General features: G+C 64.2%; 22 protein-coding genes. All 22 read right to left on the bottom strand.

All coding sequences use genetic code 11. The features are described 5' to 3' along the window. Positions 1 to 7: 7 nt before the first annotated feature. Positions 8 to 541 (bottom strand): hypothetical protein, encoded by a 534-nt coding sequence (locus tag MSKU9_RS06175; RefSeq protein ID WP_141260464.1) that lies wholly within the window; start codon positions 539 to 541, stop codon positions 8 to 10. Between the two features lie 7 nt (positions 542 to 548). Further along, on the bottom strand, positions 549 to 1,166 hold the full coding sequence (locus MSKU9_RS18535; RefSeq protein WP_227002393.1) for a hypothetical protein: 618 nt from the start codon (positions 1,164 to 1,166) through the stop codon (positions 549 to 551). A 36-nt stretch (positions 1,167 to 1,202) separates the two neighbouring features. Further along, positions 1,203 to 2,414, bottom strand: a complete 1,212-nt coding sequence (locus MSKU9_RS06165) for a glycosyl hydrolase family 28-related protein (protein WP_141260463.1) — start codon at positions 2,412 to 2,414, stop codon at positions 1,203 to 1,205. A gap of 3 nt (positions 2,415 to 2,417) precedes the next feature. Next, positions 2,418 to 3,068, bottom strand: coding sequence for a YmfQ family protein (locus MSKU9_RS06160; RefSeq protein ID WP_141260462.1), 651 nt, complete (start codon positions 3,066 to 3,068; stop codon positions 2,418 to 2,420). Between the two features lie 4 nt (positions 3,069 to 3,072). Continuing rightward, the gene (locus tag MSKU9_RS06155) at positions 3,073 to 4,188 is read right to left on the bottom strand and encodes a baseplate J/gp47 family protein (protein WP_141260461.1); all 1,116 of its coding nucleotides are present in this window, start codon (positions 4,186 to 4,188) and stop codon (positions 3,073 to 3,075) included. Continuing rightward, positions 4,189 to 4,632 (bottom strand): phage GP46 family protein, encoded by a 444-nt coding sequence (locus MSKU9_RS06150; protein WP_227002392.1) that lies wholly within the window; start codon positions 4,630 to 4,632, stop codon positions 4,189 to 4,191. A gap of 65 nt (positions 4,633 to 4,697) precedes the next feature. Continuing rightward, positions 4,698 to 5,210: a phage baseplate assembly protein domain-containing protein gene (locus MSKU9_RS06145; protein ID WP_141260459.1), complete on the bottom strand. Its 513-nt coding sequence runs from the start codon at positions 5,208 to 5,210 to the stop codon at positions 4,698 to 4,700. Positions 5,211 to 5,217: 7 nt separating this feature from the next. Beyond that, a complete protein-coding gene (locus MSKU9_RS06140; protein ID WP_141260458.1) occupies positions 5,218 to 6,423 on the bottom strand; it encodes a phage baseplate assembly protein in 1,206 nt (401 codons plus the stop codon). Next, on the bottom strand, positions 6,420 to 7,718 hold the full coding sequence (locus tag MSKU9_RS06135; RefSeq protein ID WP_141260457.1) for a DNA circularization protein: 1,299 nt from the start codon (positions 7,716 to 7,718) through the stop codon (positions 6,420 to 6,422). Before MSKU9_RS06135 ends, MSKU9_RS06140 begins: the two co-directional genes overlap by 4 nt. 1 nt (position 7,719) lies before the next feature. After that, on the bottom strand, positions 7,720 to 9,708 hold the full coding sequence (locus MSKU9_RS06130) for a transglycosylase SLT domain-containing protein (RefSeq protein ID WP_141260456.1): 1,989 nt from the start codon (positions 9,706 to 9,708) through the stop codon (positions 7,720 to 7,722). A 129-nt stretch (positions 9,709 to 9,837) separates the two neighbouring features. Then, a complete protein-coding gene (locus MSKU9_RS06125) occupies positions 9,838 to 10,509 on the bottom strand; it encodes a phage tail assembly protein (protein WP_227002391.1) in 672 nt (223 codons plus the stop codon). Continuing rightward, positions 10,506 to 10,889, bottom strand: a complete 384-nt coding sequence (locus MSKU9_RS06120; protein WP_141260455.1) for a phage tail tube protein — start codon at positions 10,887 to 10,889, stop codon at positions 10,506 to 10,508. The genes MSKU9_RS06125 and MSKU9_RS06120 overlap by 4 nt, the downstream gene beginning before the upstream one ends. Positions 10,890 to 10,899: 10 nt before the next feature. Further along, positions 10,900 to 12,390 carry a phage tail sheath subtilisin-like domain-containing protein gene (locus MSKU9_RS06115; RefSeq protein ID WP_141260454.1) on the bottom strand — a complete coding sequence of 497 codons (1,491 nt, stop codon included), beginning with the start codon at positions 12,388 to 12,390 and terminating at the stop codon, positions 10,900 to 10,902. After that, positions 12,387 to 12,617, bottom strand: coding sequence for a DUF2635 domain-containing protein (locus tag MSKU9_RS06110; protein WP_141260453.1), 231 nt, complete (start codon positions 12,615 to 12,617; stop codon positions 12,387 to 12,389). The genes MSKU9_RS06115 and MSKU9_RS06110 overlap by 4 nt, the downstream gene beginning before the upstream one ends. Before the next feature lie 12 nt (positions 12,618 to 12,629). Further along, on the bottom strand, positions 12,630 to 13,154 hold the full coding sequence (locus MSKU9_RS06105; protein ID WP_141260452.1) for a hypothetical protein: 525 nt from the start codon (positions 13,152 to 13,154) through the stop codon (positions 12,630 to 12,632). Beyond that, positions 13,151 to 13,513 carry a head-tail joining protein gene (locus tag MSKU9_RS06100; RefSeq protein ID WP_141260451.1) on the bottom strand — a complete coding sequence of 121 codons (363 nt, stop codon included), beginning with the start codon at positions 13,511 to 13,513 and terminating at the stop codon, positions 13,151 to 13,153. The genes MSKU9_RS06105 and MSKU9_RS06100 overlap by 4 nt, the downstream gene beginning before the upstream one ends. A gap of 6 nt (positions 13,514 to 13,519) precedes the next feature. After that, positions 13,520 to 14,554, bottom strand: a complete 1,035-nt coding sequence (locus tag MSKU9_RS06095; RefSeq protein ID WP_141260450.1) for a major capsid protein — start codon at positions 14,552 to 14,554, stop codon at positions 13,520 to 13,522. 104 nt (positions 14,555 to 14,658) lie between these two features. Next, a complete protein-coding gene (locus MSKU9_RS06090; protein WP_141260449.1) occupies positions 14,659 to 15,315 on the bottom strand; it encodes a head decoration protein in 657 nt (218 codons plus the stop codon). A gap of 34 nt (positions 15,316 to 15,349) precedes the next feature. Next, positions 15,350 to 16,036: a hypothetical protein gene (locus MSKU9_RS06085; protein ID WP_141260448.1), complete on the bottom strand. Its 687-nt coding sequence runs from the start codon at positions 16,034 to 16,036 to the stop codon at positions 15,350 to 15,352. Between the two features lie 36 nt (positions 16,037 to 16,072). Continuing rightward, positions 16,073 to 16,936 carry a S49 family peptidase gene (locus MSKU9_RS06080; RefSeq protein WP_141260447.1) on the bottom strand — a complete coding sequence of 288 codons (864 nt, stop codon included), beginning with the start codon at positions 16,934 to 16,936 and terminating at the stop codon, positions 16,073 to 16,075. After that, positions 16,933 to 18,588, bottom strand: coding sequence for a phage portal protein (locus MSKU9_RS06075; protein WP_227002390.1), 1,656 nt, complete (start codon positions 18,586 to 18,588; stop codon positions 16,933 to 16,935). Before MSKU9_RS06075 ends, MSKU9_RS06080 begins: the two co-directional genes overlap by 4 nt. After that, positions 18,585 to 18,812: a gpW family head-tail joining protein gene (gpW, locus tag MSKU9_RS06070; protein WP_162515726.1), complete on the bottom strand. Its 228-nt coding sequence runs from the start codon at positions 18,810 to 18,812 to the stop codon at positions 18,585 to 18,587. Before gpW ends, MSKU9_RS06075 begins: the two co-directional genes overlap by 4 nt. Positions 18,813 to 18,855 lie beyond the last annotated feature (43 nt).

Here is an 18,855-nt window from a genome sequence, read left to right as displayed (position 1 = left end):
ACCCGCATCAAGTGGCGGCGGCCGCCGTCTGCGTTGTCGCGGTCGTAGCCGTCTGGGTCGTGGTCGACGCGGTGGCGTCGGACGTGGTGTCCGTGGGGGCCGCCGGCAGCGCGGTGATGGTCGTATCCGTCCCGCTGGCGATGGCCTTGAGCGCCTTGAGGTAGGTTGTCCATTCCGTGGGCGGCGTCTCGCCCAGGCAGCCATATTCGTCCCACATCAGGTCCGACGCGGCGGAGAACGCCGTGGAGGCCTGCTGCTGCAGCGTGATGGGCGGGGCATACGTGAAGGTCGCGGCTGTCGCCACGGTGGTCAGGTCAATGACGTCGCCATTGCCGGCGATGGCCTCGGGCGCCCCGTTGGCATTGGCCCTGATCGTCGCCCCCTTTGCCTGCGCCGCCATGAGGGCGGCATAGTCGGTGGCGCTGACGTCAATCGCATCGGTCGGGATGACGCTGCTGATCCCGACCAGGTAGAAGCCGTCCGTCGCGGGCGAGAATTTGGCCTGCGGTGTCTGTGCCGCCGTCTGCGTGCTGTCGGTCATGTCTGTCTTACGCCATCCCTATTGCGATGTATGAGCCGGTCATTGTCGCGTTCTGCGTGCGGCAGGCGACCGAGAATTTCCCGCCGCTCACGTTCGATGACCAGATCCATGCCTGTTCCTGCTGGCCGTATCCCGTCACGTCCGTGGCGTTGCCGGCCAGGGCAATGAACAGCGTGGAAAAGGCGATTGGCCATGAGACAACGATACCGGCCGAGCATTCGTAAATCCCGTTGGTCGGACCGTTATCCGTGACGCCGGTAAACGTCCCCCACTGGATCAGGATGGACTGGGTCGCGCTGACCGGGATCTTGAGATACCCGTTCGTGCCCTGCTGGCAGGCGATCTGGTCCAGGGCGACCAGGTCGGCGGCCGTGATGCCCTTCTGGATCAGGATCTTGATCGCGGCCGACAGCTGGCCCCAGTCGGTCGCGTCAAGCGTCAGGCCAGCATCCAGTATCGGCTGGATGATTTCGGCCATGATCATGTTCATGTTGCAGGCGGCGTCCCCGCTGGCCGGCACGCCGGTGGCGGGATTGCCGTCCGTCAGCCAGCCCGGCGTACCGCTTGTCGGCATGATGTCACGGCTGGCCTCGCTCACCGTATTCGATGCGATGGCAAGCTGCATTCCTGTAGCTCCTTGATAGAAAGATGGGAAGGGAAGTCAGTCGCAGGCCGTGGAACTGCGGTAGAGCTGCCCTGACGAATTGATGCAGGCGTACGCGTTCCCGGTTCCGGCAAGGGTGGTGCCGGTTATGTTGGCGAAGGTGCCATATCCGTTATTGTCAATCTCGCTGACGAGCGTTCCCGATGCGTTGTAGCCCTGGTAAAGGAACCCGGTGCCATCGGATCGCGCATAGGTCCGAAGGCCGACCGTTGCATTCCGGATGGAAATCCCGGTGGACCAGGGCAGCAGGCCCCCGGAATAGTCACTGTGCTGGATATCGATCGCCACCGAGCTGGTGGTGTTGCCTGCAGCGCCGCCGCCCGTGATGAACAGGCCACGCGAAACGCCCCCATCCAGCACCTTGCCGTTGAAATTGACGTCAATTTCCTGCGCAGCACCCGAGCTGGAACTGAGGTTCAGGACCGAGTTGAGCAGTTCCATGCTGTAAGTTGTGCCCGATGCGCCCCCTGTCCCGGTATCGGCCCCGATATACAGGCAGGCCACCATCCGTCCGGTCTTGACGGTGTCGGACGTGTTGGGCCGGTTTGGCAGGCATTCCAGCGCCCGCCCGATCAGCGCCGAGCCGCTGGATGGCAGGGAGAGCGCGGCCGGGTCGATTTCTTCCTTGGTCCCGGTGACGATCAGCCAGGGATTGGTATAGAGCGAATTGAAGGTGCCGGCCCCGGTTCCGGGCGTGCCCAGCGCCGTGCCGGAAAACACGTTGCCGTTGAAGTTGAAACGGCCCTTGGTGGTGTTGGGGAAAATGCCCGTGTTGACCACGTAACCGGTGGAGGAATACGGAAAATCCACATCCTGATCGTTGGCCTGCGCCGCGTTGATGGCGTTCGTGAACGCGGTCCCGTTATCGGTCGTACCGTCCCCCTTCGCGCCGAAATCCAGCACGTTGACCCGGTCGCCCAGATGGGCGGACAGGGCGCGGGACACCGAACCCGAAAACGCCGTGGCGACGGCGGCGGTCAGGTCCGTGCCGCTGGCGCTGCCCCCGGTGATGGTCGGGGCACTGGCCGTCAGGTTCGTGGCCGTGCCGTTCGTTACGCTGACCTTGTTTTTCTGGATCTCATTAAGGGCATCCGCCCCCAGCACGGCATTGGCCTGAAACGAAATCTCGACGTTCTGCGCATGGCATGCACCAGCCGAGGCACAGAGCAGGGCGGCAATGGATGCCACGCGAAGCATGGAGAGGCGCATCGGTTATTCCCCAAGGGTATCGATGTTGAGAATGAAACTGCCCAGCCTGCCCGGCGTATTGCCTGCGCTGTAATCAAACAGCAGGATGGTGTGTGCGGGCTTGCGGGCACTGAATTCGCACTGGATGACCGTGCTGCCCCATGTGGCGTAGGGTTCGCCGTACACGTCCCCATACTGGCGGTTGCGCAGCGTGAAGGCGGGAATGCTGACCTGCCAGGCGAAAGCCCAGTCATCGCCACCGTAGGTGCCCCCGTAGGTCTTGCCGTAGCGCGATGGCACGAATTCCGTGATGGTGATGTCGAAGCCGAGCGCCTTGGCGAAGGCGATGAAATAGGATTTTGACGCCCCGCCACTGTCCGTCAGGCGTGCGACCACCTGCGCCTGGCGCTGTTCCAGTGTCGGGCTGGTGCCGGCGCAGGGATCAGGCAGGCCAAGTGTTGCCTCCCATTCCGTCAGCAGCTCGACCGTCGTGGAGGGGAACCCGTCCGTGATCAGGTTCGCGCCGCGCGCGCTGCTGCGCTGGAATGTCGGTGCCCACACGGTGGCCAGCTGATAGGGCATGCTGCCCGGTTCGCGGGACCATATGCGCCCGGTCGGCAGCAGCCGCAGGAGGGCCGCGCGGAAATCGGCGGCGGAGAATGAGGGAAGGGCCATCGGATTACGCCGCGAAGCTGATGGTGCCCAAAACGGGCATTGCGCCCGCATTGGCACCGGTTACGGGGCCGGCCGGGGACTGCACCTCGAAGCTGTCCAGCCCGATGGCCGCGATCGCTTCCTCCCAGTCATTGGGATTGATGGTGCCACCGGGCGCGGACAGCCGCAGGAACATGTCCTGCAGGGCTTCGGTGATTGCGGTCTGGTTGGCCGTGGTGTTGCCGGTGCCCAGATCCGTGATCACGAAATCCACGGGCTGCGCGATGGGCGCGCAGACGATGACCAGCGCGGTGACGGGCCGTTCGGACTGGATGGCATTGGCGACCGTCAGCTGGTCGCCCGTGGCCGTTTTGTAGCGGGTGTCGCCCGTGGCACTGCCATCCGTGCCATTCGGGAACCCGCCGGTCGCCTCGTTGGCGTCATCGAGCATGATGTAGACGACGACCGTGCCGGCACCGTAACCCAGCGGATTGCACCAGGCGCGCGTAACGCCGGTGACATCCAGCGCCCAGGTCACGTAATTGTCCTCGTTCCCGCATTCCCCCGGCTGCTGGTACGCATCCATGACCCGGGTGCGCAGGGCGTCGTCGGTTTCGACATCCGCGCCACTGGTGGTCAGGGCCACCACGGTGCCGGTGGTCTGCACGCCCGCGACCGGGCTGGACAGGGTGGCGATGGACCCGGCCGCGACGTTACCCGCTGATCCTGCCGTGGTGGCGGTCCAGCTGGCGAGCGTCGTGCCATTGGTGGTGACACTGTCGGCCGTGGTCGTGGCGCCCACGCCGCCGGTCAGGACAAGGGCGGTCCCGGCCGGAATGACGGCCGTGCCGGTCACGGTGAAGGACACGGTGCCCGAGGCATAGCCTGCCGCCTTGCGGGTCACGCCTTTCAGTGCGCCCCATGCGGCCAGGTATTCGCCCGTGGCCGTCCACGGCACGGCCTGCAGGGCAATCCAGTCGATATAGCCGTAATGCAGCCACGCAAGGCCCGCCAGCACCATGGCCAGCACATTGAGGACCGAGAACCGCAGCAGGGCAACCACACCCGGAATGCCGCCATTGATGACGTCCTGCTGGGCCTGCTGGCGCAGTTCCGAAAGCGTCGGCCGTGCATAGGGCATTCAGGTCAGGCCCTCCCAGGCCCATGAAAAGGTGAACTGCTGCGATGATCCGCCCGGTTCGGTGATGGTGACGGTGAACTCGGCCATGTTGGGCACGCTGGCGCTCCACCACGCGGAGACGTCCACCTTCTGGGCCACGCCATCGGTGACCAGCCATTGCAGGGCCTCGGTGCAGATGGCCTCGATCTCGCGCGGGACTGCCCTTGCGCCGACCTTGATGGCGCGCCTGAGCTGCCACAGGCGGGAGCCGATCGGGATGTCGCTGAACCCGTCGCCCCACCAGCCGCGCGGATCCGCATCGACCGTGCCAGGTGCGCCGGCGGGGGACTGGACGCCAGCGGCCACATCATTGGCTGTTGGCTGCACCGGTGCCACGCGGTCTGTGAAAAGCGACACCATGACGGCCGTGCGCAGCGGGTTGTCCAGTCCCAGATCACTGGACACGATGGGCCAGTCGCCGCGTGCCTCGCGGACGTTCCAGACGATTGCGATATCCATGAAAAACCCTGTCAGCTGGCCACGGGCGGCCCGGAATTACCACTGCCCGGCTGCACGCCGTTGTGGGGATGGGTGGACAGTTTGATGCCCTGCGCCTCGACCTCGTTGCCGGTGATCGTGCCGGTGGCGGTCAGATCGCCGGTGACCGCGGTCTTTCCGTTGGACGGGTCCAGGGCGATGGAGCCATCTGCCTTGAGCCAGATCCGGCTGCCGGTCTGGGGATGGTAGAGACAGACTTCCCCGGGCTGCAGGTCGGTCGGCCTGCCGCGCTGGTCGCCAGTGGCGATGGCGATGCCGCGCGTGCGGTCTCCACCCACGAAAATGACGATGGCGTCCGACCCGGGCACCGGGCGGCTGGTCAGCCCGTACTGCTGCATGAGCGGCACGTCGCCGCGTATCTCGCCTGCGGCAAGGGCAACCTGCACCGTGGGGGTGCCGGGTGTCTCGTTCGTATCCGCGAGCAGGCGGCCGATCCCGACCATCATCATCACACGCCGCATGGTGCGCATGGCCGAACTGATCATCGCGTTCCTACATTGATACAATATTGCCGGATGATTGCCCGGCGGACTGGTTGGACTGGATCGCCTGCATGAAGGCGCTCTGGAACAGCGGGTTGATGATCGGCTCTGGCGAGTAGGCCTGCGGGTCCATCAGCACCACATCGGCATGCGTGCCGTCATCGACCGTCTGGCGCAGGGTCAGTTCCCCGATCAGCAGGTCCTGCGGATTGCCATCACCCAGGTCCACCCGGGCCAGCGTGTTGGGCAGCCAGAGATTGCCCGCCCTGTCGCGCCAGCTGTCGCAGGTCAGGGTGATGGGATAGGCGCGGCCATAACGCCGGTTGACCTCCCACTGGACGCGCTTCTTTGCGATGATGCCGTTGCGGTCGCCGGTTTCGATCGGCACCAGCATGTTGCGCGTGCGGGTGACGCCGGGATCGGTCGCCTTTGCATTTGCGGGCGCGCTCAGGACGCGCATCTGTTCATCGTAGGCGTTGTCAGCACCGGGCGACGTGAACAGTGTGACCTCACCCATGACGATGGCCTGCACGGTGGAATACCGCCCCGCCATGCTGCGGACCCGCTGCAGCCGTTCGATGTTGCTGCCCAGCGTGAACCCGCTGGCAGCGCGGCGCGTGCCCACGGCGGACATGCAGATATTGCCATCGGGCCGGTCATAGAAGATCACGGCAGCGAGGCGGCTGACGCGCTCGATCACCTCATAGGCGGTTTCCGACAAGATGACCGCGAAGGCGAGAATATCTGTGTCACCCGCGCCATTGACCGAGATCACATCAATCTGAGCGAACTGGCAGACGCGCCGGGCGATATCCAGCGCGTTGGTACTGTTCATCTGGAACGTGCTGAACTCGGCCGCACACTCGACCAGGTCGACGCTTTTCGATGCCAGCTGCACCTCGAACGTATGATGGTCCGGGGCGATATCCTCCACCACGGTCTGTACATACCCGGTGAAAACCAGCGTTTTCCCGATGAGCAGCCTGCAGCTGTCGCCCTCGCTTATGTTGACTTTCGACAGGGGGCTGGATCCCTGCGTGGTCATGCTCAGGGCTGCCGTCCAGGGCATGATTTCCACGCCCATGCGGATGACCACCGATGTCCATGTGGTGATCTGCCAGGCCTTGCTGCCGCGCATGATGACAACGGAGACCTGATCGGACTGGTCCGTGTTCCACCCCACGAAGTCGGACAGGGTGGTCAGCGCGCCGCTCATGACGTCAGGGCCTCGAAACTGGTGGGCATGAATGCCGGATGGATGGGATCCGCGCGCCGGATCAGGTCAGGCGCGCGCGAGGCGTTGCGGTAGATCTGCTGCGCCAGGACCAGAGCAGGCAGGGGCGCATTGCGCGTAACCGTCATGACGTCGGGCAGCTGGGCCGCGCGGGTGGACAGGTCCTGCAGCACCTGCGCGCGCAGGGCGCGGATGGCCTGGTAACTGACATCGTTCCCGGCATCGGCACAGGCAATGGCTTCGTCATCAAGCAGCAGGCCGACCTGTTCCCGCAGGGTGACGGCCTCGGCCGAGGAGGTGGGCTGCCAGTCCGCGCAGGCCTGCGCGATCGAGATCAGGGCGGCCTGCCGGCACAGCATGGCTGTCGCCGTCTGCACGGTGGAAATGGCTCCGCCGATCGGGGCTGCCGAGGTAAGGGTGTCGATCTCGTACACGGCCAGAGCCGCAAGCTGGGCAATCTGGGTGCCGGGATCGGTGATGGCGCTGCGCAGCAGTTCCGTCAGGGCGAGGATCGCGGCGGCCAGTGTCGGGCCGTCCGTGGAAGCAGAGACGGCAGCGATGCCGGCCTCTATGGTCTGGCCGCCTGCCGTCAGATCGGACAGGACAGAACTGACCGTTGCATCCTCATTGACCTGTGTTGCATTGCCGCTGGCATATCGGCCGTTATTGCCCGGCAGTGTTGCAATGGCGGCCGAGAACGTACTGGGGGAGCGGATGGCCGTGCGCGCGCCCGTAGCCCAGCTGGAGGCGACCGTGCGCCCCGCATGCACCACGGACGTGCCGTAATCATACGAGGCGGTGGTGCCCGAAGTGTAATCCGATGACGCAGCACTGCTGAACGCTGTCGCGGCAATCCCGATGGCGGCGTCCAGCGCCAGCATGATGGTGGTCGAGAGGTAGGAACTGGATTCAATGAACTCCAGTTCCACATCGATGACGCCCATCACGCCGTCGCGTTCATACCAGTCGAAGCGCAGCAGGCTGGCCTGTATCGCCCCGATGGTGGGATGGATCAGCAGGCCGGTGCCAGCGGTCTCGGCCGCCATGCTGAGCAGCTGGCGCTGCGCGAAGCATTCCGCCCCGCACAGGAAGCCCCGGAACCGGTAGGGACGCGGTGCGCGGCCGAGATCCTCCACCCATGGCGTGGGCAGGTATGGATAACGGTGCAGGGAGGTATTGCGCCCGTTCTGGCCGCCGCTGCCGACCACCACGAATGGCACGCCCCGGAAAGAACACTGCAGGTATTCTTCCGCAAGGCGCGTCAGGGTGCCGGACATGTCAGTTTCCTGTTGAGCTGAGGGCAGGGTCCATGGCGCGCTGGACCTGCGTGCGCTGGGTCAGTGTTGTGCCCGGTGGGGCATCGATGATCCGGGCTTTCGCACCCGGTGGCAGCTGCATGTCCATCCCCACCTTGATTTCATGGGTGGTGGTGCCGCCATCGTTTCCGCTGCCGGACGGCATTGATGCCGCAGGACCTGATGGCATCTGGGCCAGTTTGGCGATGCCGGCGACATAGTCCTGCGTCTCGTCTGGCAGCACGGACAGGTCATGCGTCCGGGCGAATTCGTTCACCCGTCTGCTGTTCGGTCCGGCGTTGTAGGCCGCGTCGGCTGCCTCGTAATTCCCATGGAAGCGGTCGAGCAGGGTGCGGTAGTAGTAGGCCCCGCCCGTCAGGTTCTGCCGCCAGTCATAATTGGGATCGTTGACCGAATCCGGCAGGCCAAGGCCGCGCGCCGTGGCGGGCATGAGCTGGCTGGGGCCAAATGCCCCCGCGCCGGAGACATTGCGGTATCCGCCATGTTCCTTGCGCAGCAGGGCGATGTAATGCTTCGGGTCAAGGCCGAACTGCTTGGCCGCCGCAAGGGCGGCGTCCTGCACCGGCTGAGCCAGCGGGGCGACGTCCGCACCGGATTTATGGTTCCACCACCGATTGAATCGCGTGTATCCGGGGATCTTGTCCAGCACCCCTTCGCCTTCACCGGAGATCAGGTTGCCGTGCTGGTAGGCTTCATACATGTCATAGGCGATACCGAGTCCGCTGAGGATGTCGGTCGGTGAAGCGCGGAAAGGCATACGCCCGCGCGCGCCACCGGGGGCACCCGGTGCGAACCGGGAAGCAAGGGATGCCCCTTTCGCGGCAGTCCCCATCTTTGTGAATGCCCCCGCCACGGACAGGATGGTCGCCGCCAGCATCAGCAGGCCGCTTATGACCGGCATGGCATAGATGGCAGCAATGGCACCCAGAGCAATGCGTCCTGCGGACTTCCAGCCGCCCAGCTTGTCCACCACGCCGGTGACCGTATCCTCGACCCCCTTGATCCCCCCCTTGATCTGGTCCCATCCGCCATTGCGGAACCAGTAGGAGAACTGCTGGACGTAACGACCGATGTCCTGCGCGATCCAGTCGCGGTTCCGGTCGATCAGATCCTCAAGGAAATTGTTGAGGTCCACCAGGGCAGGGGATGCCGCATCGGCAACGCTGTCGGCGAAGTGGTGGACTGATTCGTTCAGGCTTTCCTGAGACCGACGATACAGGTCCGCCCGATCGGCCATGTCCTTCGTCATGTAGGCGTGTTTTCTGCCGGTCTCCAGGTCCTTCTGCCATTGCTCGTCTGTCTCCTGCCAGATCGACTGCATCTGTTCTGCAGAACTGCCCAGCAGGGTCGTGGCCGCGACCGTTCGGGCGACAGGATCCCGCAGCCCCCGGATGGCATGGGCCACACGGTTGAAGAACTTGTCCGGGGCTTCGTTCTGGAACTTCCGCAGATCCAGACCGATGGCACTGAACTGCGCAGCTGCCTGCGGGTCCATGTTGTTCAGGGCATTCCACCGGGTGGTGGACAGGGTTTTCAATGCGCCTGTCATGGCCTCAGCGGAACTGCCGGACAGCTTTGCAGCGTTCTGCATGGCCTGCAGGCGCTGCGGCGCCATGCCCATGCTGCCAGCCGTAGCGCGCAGGTTGGTCCCCAGCTGTCCCCACGTACTGACCAGCCGCGCCATGCCCGCCAGACTGGCGGCACTGGTCAGCATGCCCATGACCGGCACGATCTGGCCGATATAGCGGAACGCCCCCAGCGCCTCGCGTCCCAGCCCGACGAAACCGTTTTTCAGGCGGTTGAGGCCGGACAGGCTGGCGAACCGCCCGAAGGCGGCCTGCACACGGCGTACGGGGGCCTGCAGTCTGGCGATTCGGGTATTGATCTTTTCCAGCGTGGCGCTCGCACGATCCGCCGCCGATATGACGAACTTAACGCCCGCGTTTGCCACGTTGAGCCTCCCGTTTGCGCGCGTCGTTGATGCGATGCGCGCGGGTCACCCATCCCAGCATTTCCGTGCCGGTCAGGGCCTCCAAGTCATGAAGGGTGAAGCCCCGGAAGAACTGGGACAGGTCCGCGCCTAGTTCGTCCCAGTTTCCGGGCCACTCATAAAAAAACCGGTCAGGTAATCCGCAGCCCGCGCGAACTTGCTGATCGGCATCTTGAGGATGGCGGCCTGCGGCCAGCCGCTGACATTCTCGACCAGGCTGATCTCGGCGCGCAGGAAACCTTCCGCCGTGCCACGGGCCTCGAAGGCCTTGGCGGTGCGGCGTTCCTTCACCTTGGGTTCGTGCAGGGTCATGGTGGAGAAGCTGCGTCCGACCGCCTCAATCCCGTCCTCGAAAATTAAAGTCATGGACGGGGACAGGTCCGGATCGGCACCTTCCGGCCGACGCGCCGCATCCTGAAAGGACGTGACATAGGCTACGGCACGGTCCAGGGCAGACGAAGGCAGGTCCTGTACGGCCTGCAGTGGCCAGCCGCTGACCAGCTTCACCAGCTGCATCTGGGAATCGTAAACCGATTCCGTGGTCGGCCGCTTGCCGATCACCTGCGCGGCCGACAGGAGGTGGTAGACATTCGGCTCACGCAGCTGCAGTTCGATGAATTCCTGACCGCCCTTGAGAACAATCGGCTCATCCAGCACGATCAGGCTATCATCGTCCGCGCCGTCGGCCATGTCATCCTGCGGTGCGGCCATGATGGCCAGCACCTCTTCGTCGCGCAGATGATGATGGGGGGTATGGCTCACGAGACGATATCCTCGGTCACGGTGTCGCTCTCAACATGCAGTTCGAACGTGCCTTCCTGCGTGTTGACGTTCAGTTCCTCGGTCTGCCAGCCGTTGACGCAGGTCACGACAACGCCGTTGGCCAGCGTCAGCACGACGGTCAGGCCGGATGCGCCCTGCAAGGATCCAACCTTGCGGTCGCGGCGCATACGCAGGGTGGCCTGGATGAAGCCCTGCCCGGGCATGGCGGAGAAGCCTTCGACGGCCGACTGCCCCTTGAGGGTTTCGTTTGCATTGCCCGAGGGCTGGTACTGTGCCTCACCAACGACGTTCCATGTGTCGCCGTTGATGGACAGGGTCGCAAGGCCCGCAAGGGGGCCGCGATAGACGGTTCCCGACATCGGTTCCCCCTTATGGCTTGGTAAACTGGCAGTCGCCCGCGATGACCCAGAGCTGGTTCGCAAACTGGTAGGGCAGGAACAGCTTGACTCCGCCCCCGCCTTCGTTGGTCGCCACGACGGCGGCGGCGAATTCGTCGGGGTTCTGGACCCACATCTGGGTCGATTGCCACTGGTAGCGGGCGGCTGCGAGCTTGCCGATCAGCGCCGCCGTGGTGGCCTGCGCACCGGCCGGGATCTTGGACCCGTCGGCCACGAGGATGTATCCGCCCACGCATGCGGCCAGATAGCTGCGCAGGTCCTGCAGGCAGACCTGGGCAGTCAGCAGTGTCTCGATGTCGAGGTAGCTGTTATCCGCCTGTCCTGATGCGTTCGTGCGGTAGGTCGTGGTCAGGCGTTCGATCATGACCGTGCCGCTGTCGCTGACCGTAAACGTCGACAGCCCGTCGTAAAGCAGGCTGTTGCGCTGGTCGCGGATGAACCGGCCTGCGTCGGTCGGTGGCATGGCCGGGATGGACAGGCCGGTGATCGGCAGCGCCGGGTTCGACAGCATGGACAGCGCCGTGCGTGCCGCGATCCAGGCCGCCCACTGGCATACGTCGGACGGGCTGTCCGAAATGGGCATGATGGTCTGGTGCTGGTCGTCGGGCAGGTAGGTCAGCCCCGTGGCGTCCCCATACGTGCCGCGATAGGCGGTGATGGCCTGACCGTAGAGCTGCTCCAGCGGGCACCAGCGCCCATCCACATCGTTCAGGTTCGTCTTGAACGCGGTCAGACTGGTCACATCCATGAAGGGATGCGGCATCAGGTCGTAGACGCGATCACCAATGCCAGCCAGTGCCGATGCCAGGGTGGAGGGGTTCTGCGCCCCGCCGGTCATCTGTGTCAGCGTGACGGTGATACCGCCCGGCGTGGCCTGCGCTCCGGCCGTGCCCAGCAGGTTGAGGCCCAGCAGGAAGGTATTGCCAACCTCGCCCTTGTTCAGTGCGGTGACATCGATCTGGCCTGCCGTGGTCGCGTCCACCGCTAGAGACACGGGCAGGTTGCTGACCGAGGCGGCAGCCGTGACCACGTTCTCCGCGATGGTGGCGGCCGTGTCACCTGCCGTGACGGCGGTGCTGACCAGGCTGTCGCCAACGTAGAGCCACAGCGTGCCGGATTCCGTGGCCGTGCCTGTTAGCAGGATCTTGCCGGTGGCGGCAGTACCATCGGCCTCATCGGCCAGCGGCAGCACCCACAGCTCATTGACCGTGTCCACCTGCCGGTAAGCCTGCACCATGCGGGCGCACTGGGAGCCTGCACCGTATTTGGCGATGGCGTCAGAGGGACCGGCGGACAGGGACGGCGTGCCGGCCGTGGCGCTGCCGGTGGCCAGCATCTGGCCCACGATCAGCACACGGCGCACCTGGGTCGCGGTATTCGCCCTGGAATTGTCCAGGGCAAAATAAAACCCCGGCACGCGGTTCGTGTCGGGGTAGTTGGGGACCGTGATGGAGCCACTCATGCCGGCACCTCGATTTTCGCGGCAGCGCCGTCAGTCGAGGTCTTGGGCGGCGTGCTGGCAGCTACGGCCGGGGCGGACGCTGCGGGCGGCGTGGCCTTGACCACATCGCCATTGCGCTCGCACAGGAGCCAGAAGGTGCTTTCGGGCACGTTCTCGCCCTGCGCTTTCAGCAAGCGCATCGTGCCGGGCCAGCGCACGGCGCGGCCCGGGGCGGGTTTTACAAACATGTCGGGGGAACCTCAGTTGAGGGTAAGCGGCACCTGCATGTCGGCGAAATCGGGATTGCCGTTCGCCTGCATCTGTCCGGTGACCTCGGTCAGCGGCGTGCCCGCAGGGGGGTAGTATTCGATGTATTCCAGACCGAACAGCATCCGGACTTCGCCGGTATGTTCGCGGGTGGCGCTGTTGATCATCAGTTCGGTATCGAGACTGGTGACCTGCGTAACCATCGCCTGCAGATCCACATCGAGCATGAGCGCCCGCTCGATCTGTTCGGCAAAGATGTCGAGGTTGGCGGATACTTCCGCAGGCGTTACGCCACAGAGCAGGGCGCGGATGGCGAGGGTTGTCACCCGTGTGAAGCCGGGCTGGTTCCGGCCGGTGCTGACAGCCCTGTCACGTGGGGCAGTCATCAGGATGGCCGGCAGCTTGTCAGGCGTGGCAGGCAGGCTGCGGTCGACCATGACATTGGACCCGGCCAGTGTCTTCGCCGCGATAAGGGCCTGCAACGCAGCGTTTTTCAGCTGCACGCGATAGAGGGTCATGCTGTGAGGCTCACAAGGTTCAGGAAAATGTCGGCACCACCGTGACTGTCCGGCTGGACTTCACGGATTTCGTAGGTTTTGCCGCGCACGACCATCGTGTCGCCCTGCAGGGGGGCGACAGGAAAGTCAGCCAGGCAGACCCCCAGATGCGGGATACCCGTGGTAATGTTCGTGGGAAGCAACCCGTCAGCATCATCGATGACAGCGAGGGGCTTGTACCCTTCGTCAAAGATGGCCGGGACATCCTGCGATATGCCGCTGGAGAGGGACGTCCATGTTACGGGACCGTCTTTCTCCGGATCCTCGCCGAAGATCCGGAGATTGGGGCCGAGAACCAGCCCGGCCCAGTCTAGCGACATGACCGATCAGGCGCCCAGGCGACCGGACATCAGGATTTCCGGACGCGTGCAGATGTGCAGCGGGTAGGAATAGGCTTCCATCCGCCACCAGAAGTTACGGTCACGATCGAAGATCGGGATGATGTAGATCGGCCGACCAAGGGTATTGACCCACTCCACCGCTTCACCCGGGGCCAGTGCGCGCTGGAATACGCCGGGGGCACCCTGCGGGAAGAACTTCACCTTGTCCGTGGGCACGGCAATGGTGGAGTTATCGTTCGAACCACGGTAGTTGAACCAGCTGATCCCGCCGAAATCCATGGCTTCGAACGCGGTGCCCTTGCGCAGTTCACGCGCGGCTTCCCAGTTGAAGTAGGTGGTCAGCACGTCCTTGTGGGCGATCAGCGCATCCCAGAAATCGTCGCCGCACATGGCCATGACGCGGGTGGAAGGAAGCCACGCGCCCTGTGCCTGCCGCGCCATGTAACGCACGATCTTGTTGCACTGCTGGCGCAGGCTGCCAAGGACGGGATCTGCCGCGTCGAGGTTGAACCCGATTTCCTTCGGCCGTGTGATCCCGAATTCCTTTGCCCAGTCAAACAGCAGGGAGCCATCGGCATCGAGCAGCAGGCCCTGGACCGCTGCCAGCCGATGCAGCTCCCAGGTATATTCCATGTTGGCCGTCAGGCCCGTGGGACCGGACAGGCGGCGGGCGATTTCGGTCTGGACCTGCATGAGGACAGATTCCGTGCCGAACTGGCGCACGTTCTGCAGCTCGGTGGCGTAAACCGTGTCGCCATGGGCCAGACGCGGTGCTTCGAAGTAGCGCATCTTGCGCTTTTCGGTCCGACGTTCGACGAGGGGCGCGCCACGCTCACTGGTCGGAATGACGATCAGCTGCTGGTCACGATGCTCGACAGCCAGCGCCGTGGTCCGGATGGGCAGGTCCTCGAACAGACCGAGGTCACCGATACCGGTGGGCAGGAAGGGAACACGGTCCACGTAGCTCGTGAGCGAGATGGACGTAAACGGGTCCTGCCGGAAGACGTTAAGAACACTCATATGCCAGTCCAGGGCGCACGCAAAAAACCCGGCTGCCTTGCGGCAGTCGGGTTTCAGGTGGGCCAGAAAATCAGTGAAAGAGGGGGATCAGGCGGTCCGCGCCGTTAGCGCGCGACGATCCCCAGTGCCGCCAGCTGGTTCAGGGCCTCGGACTGCAGGGTCGAGGCATTGGCGGCGGACGTGACCGAAGGGTCCCAGCAGAGTTCCTGCCCGTTGACCTCGGCCATGCGGGTTACGACCGCCACATGCTTGGCCGTGTCGGCCTCCACATAGACGCGGTCGAACAGGATGGCTGCGGCTGCGGCTGCCCCGGTGTAGGGGACGTACTGCTTGGGACCACCGGGCACCACGACGATGGTGAAGGAATCACCGGCCACGAAAGCCGTGGTGCCAGCCGTGACGGTGAAGGTCAGGCCACCGACCGTCAGCGCCGTCCCTGCCGTGCCTGCGCCCAGTTCCGAGCCGTCCGGCCCGGAAACGGTGAAGTCTGTGGCATCGGTGAACACGATCTCGTAGTTCGTGGGCGTGGTGCCGTCGGCAACAGTAATCGCACCAATGGTGCCATTGCCGGTATTGCTGCCACCGACCACGAAATCGGCGACGGCGGTGGTGACGTCACTCAGCACCAGACCTGCCTCATAAGAGACGTCGGCCGTTGTTTCGTTCACCAGTTCTCCCTTGTCACGCGAGAGATAGCCGTTGGCTTCGCGGACGAGGAAGGCGCCGGTATAAAAATGTTCGTTCAGAACAGGACTGACCATTCTGGTAGCCTTTCCGTATCAGAGAGGAAGAAGATCAGCCGCGAACGACGCCGGCGCGGCGGGCAGCCGCATCCCAGCTGGCATCAATCCGGGAACGGCTGGACTGAGTTGGCGCATCGGCACTGACGCGCTGCTGGCCGAATGTGGCCATTGCATCCGCCAGTGCCCCGCCACGACGCGTCGAGCCAACGGCTGCGGTCCTCAGAAGACCGATAGCCTGGGAACGGGGCAGTGACGTATTGAAGGCAAGGTGAGCGGCAAGGTCCGGACGACTGGCTGCGGCCTTGGTTGCGAAGATCGCAGCACAGCGGGCGCGCTCGCGGGAGCGGGCGGCGCTGGCCTGCGGATCGTCCTGATCTTCTTCGTCGTCTTCATCATCTTCACCATCATCCCCCCGGGCGCGACGGCGGCCGGACGGGGTTGCATTGCCATCGTCGTCGTTCTGGTTGCCCTGCGCACGACGACCGGACGGGCTGTCCCCGTCATTGTCATCGCCGGGATTGTCGTCGTCATCTTCCCCGCGTGCACGGCGACGACCGGACGGTGTGGCATTGCCGTCATCGTCGTTCTGATCGCCTTCATCGGCGCCGGGCGGGGCATTGTTTTCCTGATCGTCAAGATCGTCGTCATCATCGGCCGCGCGGCGGCCGCCACGGCCAGCAGATGCGCCGCCGATGAGATGGGAAAAGGACAGGGCATTTCTCAGGCGGGATTTCGCCATAAGTCAGTTCCTTGGAGCAGACTGCCATAAGGCAGGTCAGAGAGAGCGGACGAGGTCCGCGAACGCGGCATCCGGGGCACAGACGCTGTCGGCAAGCCCGACATCGACACCTGCGCTGCCCATGAAGGTCCGGGCTTCGAAGCCCCGGACCACGGATGATTTCAGGCCGCGATTTCGGGCGACGGTGTCACAGAACAGGGTGCCCATCTGGTCGATATCGGCCTGGATACGTGCCAGGGCGCCTTCCGACAGGCTTTCGTATTCCGAGCCTTCGGCCTTGTAGGCACCGTATCGAACCATGGTGACCACCACGCCCGCCTTGGACAGGGACTGTGACATGTCGACATGCATGAGAATGACGCCGATCGAACCGGTGCCGCCCGTGCGGGGGACAGTGATACGATCGGCGGCAGATGCCAGCGCGTAGGCCGCGCTGTAGGCGCTTTCGTCAAGGATCGCGTGGATCGGCTTCTGGCCGCGTGCCTGGTAGATCAGGTCGACCAGGTCGAAGCAGCCGGCGACTTCGCCACCCGGGCTGTCGATGTCCAGCACGATGGCCTTGACCGACTTGTCATTGAGGGCGTCCAGAAAGTTGAGGCGGATCCCGTCATAGCCGGTCATGCCCGAGAATGGCCGCAGCGAGCCCAGCTTCTGGACCAGCGTGCCGGTCACGGGGATGACGGCCACGCCACCGACCACGTCGTATGCCTTGTCCGGCGCGCGGTCTTCCTCATCAAGGGCAATGAGGCCAGGCCCCATTGCAACCGCCTTGCCATCGCGGAACATGTGCGCGATGCCGAGACGGTCCGCCAAAGCGGCGACCACGATTTCGGCTTTCTGGGGATGGATCGCAATCGGTGTATTGAACATCCGCTGCGCCAGGTGGGGAAGGCGGCTCATTCTGGATCCGGTGTCTGTGTGGTCTGGTTGACGGGCGCGCCGACCGCCCACTGCGGGAAGGGCAGGCCACGCTCTCTCATCATCTGTCGCTCGGTATGGCGCTGATCGAGGACCTCCTCGTAATCGAGACCCTGCTCCGCGCACTCGCGTTCCAGCGTGCCGAAGCCGGCATCAAGGCCCAGCACCGCACCCTGCCGTTCGGAAACGGGATCAACCCAGCCACGGCCCGGACCGATCCACTGGCAGCGTGAATAGGCACCGCGCGCCTCGAGGAAGTCTGGGGCATTGCGCGGCAGTGGCAGGCGGTTCTGATCGAACATTTCTTCCAGCACCGCGCCATAGATCGGATTGGCGAAGCTGACCGAGAAGTCGTTGCGGCGCCGGTGCATGGTTTTCCACATTTCCAGCATGGAAGAACGCGAGGAACTATAGTTCGTCTTGCTGTAATCCATGCTGAGCTGCTCGGCTGATGTGCCGATCGCTGCCGCGAAATTGCGCAGGAATGTGCTCTGGAATGCATCAAACCCGCTATTCGGCCGGGTGGATGCGACTGTCTTGACTTCCTCGCCCGGGGGCATGACGGGAACACGGACACCACCAATGGTGATCGGATTGTCCTTGTGCCACGTCTGCCGCAGGTTCTGGTATTCGGTCAGCTCCCCGTCTTCCATGCTCCCGCGTACGTCTTCAGGGTCGTATGGACTTTGAACAAAGGTGGCGAATATGGTCTGGACGAGGGCCTGCTGCAGTTCCGCCTGATCGTAGCGGCCAAGCATGCGGAAGCGGTTCAGGATGGGAATGAACACGCTCAGCCCGCGATGCTGGCCGGCATCGTCGAAGTCAAATGAATGAACGACGATCGGCCTGCCCCATGGCGTAAAGCGGGGCAGACGGTCCCAGATCATGCTTTCGGCGGCATCGAAATAATCGAACTGGTGCGCCTGACGGATATGATAGGCAATATGGGCGCCATTGTCGTCGATCTCCACGCCGCCGCGCAGATTGTGCGTGTCCATCTGCTGGTAGGGATTGGACAGGCGGTCAGGATGGATCAGCTGGAGTGACGTGGCGTAATCCGCCCCCTGTTCGATGCGTTCGGGGAACCATCTCAGGGCGGCAAGGGCCTCGCCATCCTTCATCTGGTGCATGAAGGCCAGCCGGAAAAGCTGGGTTACTGTCAGCTTCTGGGCCGCGTCACAGAACAGTTGCGGGTGTTCGGACCACATCCGCCATTCTGCTTCGGCAGCCTGCCGGAAATCCCGCAGCCACACAGCATCGAAACGGCTGCCATACCGCCATGCGAGGGCACGGTAGTCAGGCTTGGCCACAAGGCGGAACTGGGCACCGACCACGTTGTCGGTGATCCGGTTGATGCTGCCGCGTGCCCAGCCGTCGTTCCGGTAAAGATCACGGGCACGGGCGACCATGCGGTCGCGGTCGAGATTGATCTCGGCATCGGGGGAACGCAGCCACGGGTTCCATTCGGAACTCTCGTTGCCCATCATGTCCGCACCGTCATAGGCGAACAGGCCACCGATGCCGCCCATCCAGTTACCCGGCAGCGTCATGGGGAAGGAAGCGCGCGCACCCTGACCTGCCCCTGTGCCGCTCAGGCTGTTCCAGGCGCGACGTAGCAGTCCGGGCTTTTTCAACGGTAGCGGATCCTCATTGCCCTGCGGGATGTGCCGACACCCAGCAGGGCGTTCAGTTCTCGCAGGTTGTTGCGTAGCTGGGCCTCGGACGCGCCAGCGAAGGAGACATTGCGGCCGCCATCGCCCTGGCTGTATCCGGCGGACATGGGGCGCGTGCCGTTGAGCAGGGACAGCAGCGCCTGCTGGGCCGCATTGCGCGCGGCCGTAACCTGGGCTTCGGTCATGCCGGCCCATGTGCCCCGTGGAACGGGGAAGACTGATTTCACC

This window comes from Komagataeibacter diospyri (assembly GCF_006538165.1).
In the GTDB taxonomy this organism is placed as follows: Bacteria; Pseudomonadota; Alphaproteobacteria; order Acetobacterales; family Acetobacteraceae; genus Komagataeibacter; species Komagataeibacter diospyri.
The sequence above is the reverse complement of the archived record's forward strand: the minus strand, read 5'-3'. Positions and strand labels throughout refer to the sequence as shown.